The sequence below is a fragment of the Isoptericola sp. NPDC056134 genome (genome assembly GCF_042264825.1).
Taxonomy (GTDB): domain Bacteria; phylum Actinomycetota; class Actinomycetes; order Actinomycetales; family Cellulomonadaceae; genus Isoptericola; species Isoptericola nanjingensis.
Genome location: NZ_JBHJVM010000001.1, coordinates 136,031 through 141,487, shown reverse-complemented (window position 1 = coordinate 141,487; position 5,457 = coordinate 136,031). Strand labels below are relative to the sequence as shown.

At 74.0% G+C, this 5,457-nt stretch carries 5 protein-coding genes; 2 read left to right on the top strand and 3 right to left on the bottom strand.

The window, feature by feature from the left end; translation table 11 throughout:
- Window positions 1–100 precede the first annotated feature (100 nt).
- Window positions 101–382 (bottom strand): HU family DNA-binding protein, encoded by a 282-nt coding sequence (locus tag ACFCZN_RS00655; RefSeq protein ID WP_429763137.1) that lies wholly within the window; start codon window positions 380–382, stop codon window positions 101–103.
- Window positions 383–613: 231 nt separating this feature from the next.
- Window positions 614–1,339: a copper resistance protein CopC gene (locus tag ACFCZN_RS00650; RefSeq protein ID WP_430555491.1), complete on the bottom strand. Its 726-nt coding sequence runs from the start codon at window positions 1,337–1,339 to the stop codon at window positions 614–616.
- Between the two features lie 80 nt (window positions 1,340–1,419).
- Between ACFCZN_RS00650 and ACFCZN_RS00645 the strand changes: the two genes are divergently transcribed.
- On the top strand, window positions 1,420–3,468 hold the full coding sequence (locus ACFCZN_RS00645; protein ID WP_430555490.1) for an NAD(+) synthase: 2,049 nt from the start codon (window positions 1,420–1,422) through the stop codon (window positions 3,466–3,468).
- Between the two features lie 12 nt (window positions 3,469–3,480).
- Here the strand turns inward: ACFCZN_RS00645 and ACFCZN_RS00640 are convergent, their stop codons facing one another.
- Window positions 3,481–4,068 (bottom strand): histidine phosphatase family protein, encoded by a 588-nt coding sequence (locus ACFCZN_RS00640; protein WP_430555489.1) that lies wholly within the window; start codon window positions 4,066–4,068, stop codon window positions 3,481–3,483.
- A 29-nt stretch (window positions 4,069–4,097) separates the two neighbouring features.
- On the opposite strand from ACFCZN_RS00640, the gene ACFCZN_RS00635 reads away from it, so the two are divergent.
- Window positions 4,098–5,351 (top strand): amidohydrolase, encoded by a 1,254-nt coding sequence (locus ACFCZN_RS00635; protein ID WP_430555488.1) that lies wholly within the window; start codon window positions 4,098–4,100, stop codon window positions 5,349–5,351.
- Window positions 5,352–5,457 lie beyond the last annotated feature (106 nt).

Genomic DNA, 5,457 nt, shown 5'->3' with positions numbered 1-5,457 from the left:
GGGTCGCGCTTGTGTCTGAGCGGGTAGGAGTCCTGGCGCTAGTGGGGTGTGGTTGGTGCGCCTCCGGAGCGCTGACACGACGCGTCGTGTCAGCGAAGGATCACTTCGCGACGGCCTTCTTCAGCAGCGAGCCGGCGCTGATCTTCACACCGAAGCCGGCCGGGATCTGGATCTCCTCGCCCGTGCGCGGGTTGCGGCCGGTGCGGGCCGCGCGCTCGACGCGCTCGACCGAGAGCAGACCCGTGACCTTGACCGCCTCGCCCTTGGCGAGCGACTCCTCGAGCACCTCCTGGAAGGCGCTGAGGAACTTCTCCGCGTCCGCCTTGCTGAGCTCAGCCTTGCCGGCGATGGCCGAGACCAGCTCGGACTTGTTCAGCGACATGTGCATCCCTTCTCCGGTTCACGACGCACGCGACCCGCGCGTCGTCACGTTCGTACGCCACCCCGGCTCGCGCCGGGAGGACGGGGAACACACTAGGGAACATCCGCGGATTCCTGCGACTTTTGCGCGCGTGGCGTGCCGGACACCTCGAATCGGGAACCTTTCGAGCACGCGATCTGTCCCGGTATCTGCCGTCATGGCGGGACAGATCGCGTGCTGGCAGGGCATCCCTCAGGACGTCGGGTGGTCCTCGTCGCCGAGCGTGTCGCCCGGTTCGCGCGGTTCGCCCGTCGTGTGCAGGCCGTCACCGGCGTCGTGCGCGTCCTCGGCGGCGCGGCGGCGCCGCTGCAGCAGGACGGCGGCCGCCACGCCCACCACCGCGAGCACGGCCACGGGGAACAGCCACGCCGTCGCCCACCCCGCCTCGCCGTCGGCGTCCAGGTCCACGCCCGGCGTGCCCCCGCCGTCGTGCTCGTGCCCGGACGACGTCGGGCTCGAGAGAGTGCTCGACGGCGTGGCGCTCGGAGAGGCTGTCGGCGAGGCGGTCGGCGAGGCGCTCGGGGACGGCGGCGCGGCGTCGACCGTGAACGCGAGCTCGCCCTCGATCGGGTGGCCGTCGGAGGAGACGACCCGCCACGACACGTCCCAGTCGCCGCCGGGCAGGTCGTCGGGCAGCGCGGCGACGGCCTCGTCGCCGTCGACGGCGACCTCCGCCGGGACCGTGCCGTCCGCCGTCGTGACCGCCACCTGGGCGCCCGCGGCCAGCACGTCGGCGCTGAACACGAGGGTGAGCTGCGTGGGCACCCCGTCCACGGTGGCGCCGTCGGCCGGGTCCGAGGACAGGAGCCGGTCGTGCGCGCTGGCGGGCTGCGCGACGGCGACGGCGAGCGCGGGGGTCACCGCGGCGGCGAGCAGGACGGCGAGGACGCGACGACGGCGCGCGGGTCGGGGGTGCACGGCCCGACCCTAGCGACCCGCCCGCCCGACGTGTCAGGGCCAGGTCTCGCGGGCACGGGCGGCGTTCCTACACTCGGGGGGTGGACTTCACCTCGGCCTACGCCCACGGCTTCGCCCGCGTGGCGGCCTGCACCGTCCCCGTCACCGTCGCCGACCCCCGCGCGAACGCCGCCGCGATCCTCGCCGAGGCGCGCGCGTGCCACGACGACGGCGTCGCGGTCGCCGTCTTCCCCGAGCTGTGCGTCTCGGGGTACGCGATCGACGACCTGCACCTCGCGGACACGCTCCTGGAGGCGACGTCGGACGCCCTCGCGGCGATCGTCGAGGCCAGCTCCGGACTGCGGCCGCTGCTGGTCGTCGGGGCACCGCTGGAGGTCGGGAACAGGCTGCTGAACTGCGCCGTCGTCGTGCAGGGCGGCCGCGTGCTCGGCGTCGCGCCCAAGTCGTACCTGCCGAACTACCGCGAGTTCTACGAGAAGCGGTGGTTCGCCCCCGGCGACGACCGCCGCGGCACCACGGTGACGCTGCCGTTCGCGGACGGGTCCGTGCCGTTCGGCCCGGACCTGCTGTTCGCCGCCGACGACGTCGCCGGGCTCGTCGTGCACGTCGAGGTGTGCGAGGACCTGTGGGTGCCGGTGCCGCCGTCGGCGGAGGCGGCCCTGGCCGGCGCGACGGTGCTGCTCAACCTGTCCGCGAGCCCCATCACGGTCGCGCGCGCGGAGGACCGGCGGCTCATGGTCCGGTCCGCGTCGCACCGCGGGCTGGCCGCCTACGCGTACGCGGCGGCGCAGGGCGAGTCGAGCACGGACCTGTCGTGGGACGGCCAGACGATGGTCTACGAGGTGGGCGACCTGCTCGCCGAGACCGAGCGCTTCCCCGACGGCGCGCGCCGCTCCGTGGCCGACGTCGACCTCGACCGGCTGCGCCAGGAGCGGCTGCGGCAGGGGTCGTTCGATGACAACCGTCGCGCGCTCGGCGCCCGCGTCGAGGGGTTCCGCACCGTCGGGTGGACCGTCGACCCGCCGGCGGGCGACGTCGGCCTGCGGCGCAAGGTGGATCGCTTCCCGTTCGTGCCCGACGACCCGGAGCGCCTGGCGCTGGACTGCTACGAGGCGTACTCGATCCAGGTGGCCGGGCTGGAGCAGCGGCTGCGGTCGATCGGGCAGCCGAAGATCGTCATCGGCGTCTCGGGCGGCCTGGACTCGACCCACGCGCTGATCGTCGCGGCCCGCGCGATGGACCGGCTCGGCCGGCCCCGCACCGACATCCACGCGGTCACCATGCCCGGCTTCGCGACGTCGTCGGAGACGAAGGACCGCGCCACCCGGCTCGCGACGTCGCTGGGCGTGCACTTCGAGGAGCTCGACATCCGGCCGGCGGCCGAGCAGATGCTCCGCGACCTCGGCCACCCCTACGGCGCGGGCGAGAAGGTCTACGACGTCACCTTCGAGAACGTGCAGGCCGGGCTGCGCACCGACTACCTGTTCCGGCTCGCGAACCACCGCGGCGGCATCGTGCTCGGCACCGGCGACCTGTCGGAGCTCGCGCTCGGCTGGTGCACGTACGGCGTGGGCGACCAGATGTCGCACTACGCGGTGAACACCGGCGTGCCGAAGACGCTCATCCAGCACCTCATCCGCTGGGTGGCGGACTCCGGCCAGTTCGAGGCCGACACGAACGCCCTGCTCCTGGAGATCCTGGGCCAGGAGATCTCCCCCGAGCTCGTCCCGGCCGGCGAGGGCGAGGCGCCGCAGTCCACCGAGGCCGCCATCGGCCCGTACGCGCTGCAGGACTTCACCCTGTTCTGGACGCTGCGCCACGGCCTGCGGCCGTCCAAGATCGCGTTCCTCGCCTGGCACGCCTGGCGCGACCCCGACGCCGGCGAGTGGCCGCCGAACTTCCCGCACGACGAGCGGTCGGCCTACGACCTGGCGACCATCCGGAAGTGGGAGACCGTGTTCTTCCGGCGCTACTTCTCGTCGCAGTTCAAGCGGTCCGCCATCCCGAACGGCCCCAAGGTCGCCGCCGGCGGCTCGCTCTCGCCGCGCGGAGACTGGCGGATGCCGTCCGACGCGTCCGCCGCCGCCTGGCTCGCCGAGCTGGAGGAGAACGTCCCGACGACGGTCTGAGTCCCGTGCGAGTCAGGGGCGGGCGGCGGGACCGAACCCGGTCCAGCGCAGCTCGGCCGGCAGGTGGCCCATGTCGTTGTAGACGATCAGGGAGGCGCTGCGGTCGTCGCGGTACTCGATCGTCGTGAGTGCGGCGTTGCCGTAGGGCAGCCCCAGCCAGCTCGCGGGCGGCGCGGCGAGGGCGTCGCGCACGAGCCACGCGACCTGGAACGCGTGCGTGACCAGCACGTCGTGGGTCTCGACGTCGACGGCGCGGGCGAAGCGGGTGGTGAGCGCGGCGGCGAGCCGCTCGCCCTCGGCCGCCTGGGCGACGTCGTACCCGTCGAAGAACCCGGCCCACGCGGCGGGCATCGGGTCGGGCAGGTACGGCACGTGGTCGATCAGCTCGGCCGCCTCGCGCACCCGCACGCCCGGCAGCTGCGCGCCCAGGACCTGCGCCGACCGCACCGCGCGCGACAGCGGCGAGTGCCAGACGGTGTCCACCGGCAGGGCGGCCAGGCGGCGGCCGGCCAGCTCCATCTGCTGCTCCCCCTCCGCCGTCAGCTCGCCGAAGGGGTCCGCGAGACCGTGGCGCAGCACGTGCAGGTGTCGGGTCGGCATGCGCCGACCGTAGCGGCATGATGGCGGCCATGACCGCACCGATCCGCACCGCCCGCTCGTCCGTCGCGATCACGAACGGCTACGTCGTCCCGGTCGACGGGCTGCCGATCGAGAACGGCACCGTCCTCGTCACGGACGGGGTGATCACCGCCGTCGGCGCGGACGTCGAGGTGCCCGCCGGCGTGCCGACGCTCGACGCCGGCGGCCGGTGGGTGCTGCCCGGCTTCGTCGAGGCGCACGGGCACGTGGGCGTGCACGAGGAGGCCGAGGGCTGGGCCGGCGACGACACCAACGAGAAGACCGGGCCGAACGGCGCGCACCTGCGCGCGCTGGACGCGATCAACGTCGAGGAGGAGGGCTTCCGCGACGCCCTCGCCGGCGGCGTGACGTCGGTCGTCGTGAAGCCGGGGTCGGCCAACCCCATCGGCGGCCAGACCGTCGCGATCAAGACGTGGGGCGGGCGCACGGTCGACGAGCAGGTGATCAGCGACGCCGTCTCCGTGAAGTCGGCCCTCGGCGAGAACCCCAAGCGCGTGTACGGCGAGCAGAAGAAGGCTCCGTCCACCCGCCTGGGCGTGGCCGCCGTCATCCGGCAGGCGTTCCTCGACGCGCAGCACTACGTGGCCCAGCGCGACGCGGCGGAGGCCAAGGGCGAGCCGTTCGCCCGTGACCTCGGCAAGGAGACGCTGGGGCGGGTGCTCGCCGGCGAGCTCGCCTGGGACCAGCACACGCACCGCGCCGACGACATCGCCACCGCGCTGCGGCTGGCCGACGAGTTCGACTACCGGCTCGTCGTCAACCACGGCACGGACGGCGCCGCGATCGCGGACGTGCTCGCCGAGCGGGACGTGCCGGTCATCTACGGCCCGATGCTCACGTCCCGCTCCAAGGTGGAGCTGCGCGACCGCGACGTCGCCAACCTCGCCCGCCTCGCCGAGGCGGGTGTGCGCGTCGCCATCACGACCGACCACCCGGTGGTGCCGATCAACTTCCTCGTGCACCAGGCGTCGTTCGCGGTGAAGGAGGGGCTGGCCCCGCGGGTCGCGCTCGAGGCGCTCACCGTGAACCCGGCGTCGTTCCTCGGCCTCGACGACCGCGTCGGCGCGCTCAGGCCGGGGCTCGACGGCGACGTCGTCGTCTGGTCGGGCGACCCCCTCGACGTCGGCTCGCGCGCCGAGCACGTCTTCGTCACCGGCACCGAGGTCTACACCTGGGACCGCGCCGCCGACCGCGGGCGCGGCGCGGGCCGCGTCGTCGAGCGGTCGGAGCGGTTCGGCCGCTGACCGCACCGTCGGCGGGGGAGGTTGTGCTTGGGGGGGGAAGCCGCAACGTCGGGCAGAGGAGGAGCGGCCGCGCCGGGTGAGACCGCAACCGCAGGGGAGATCGGAG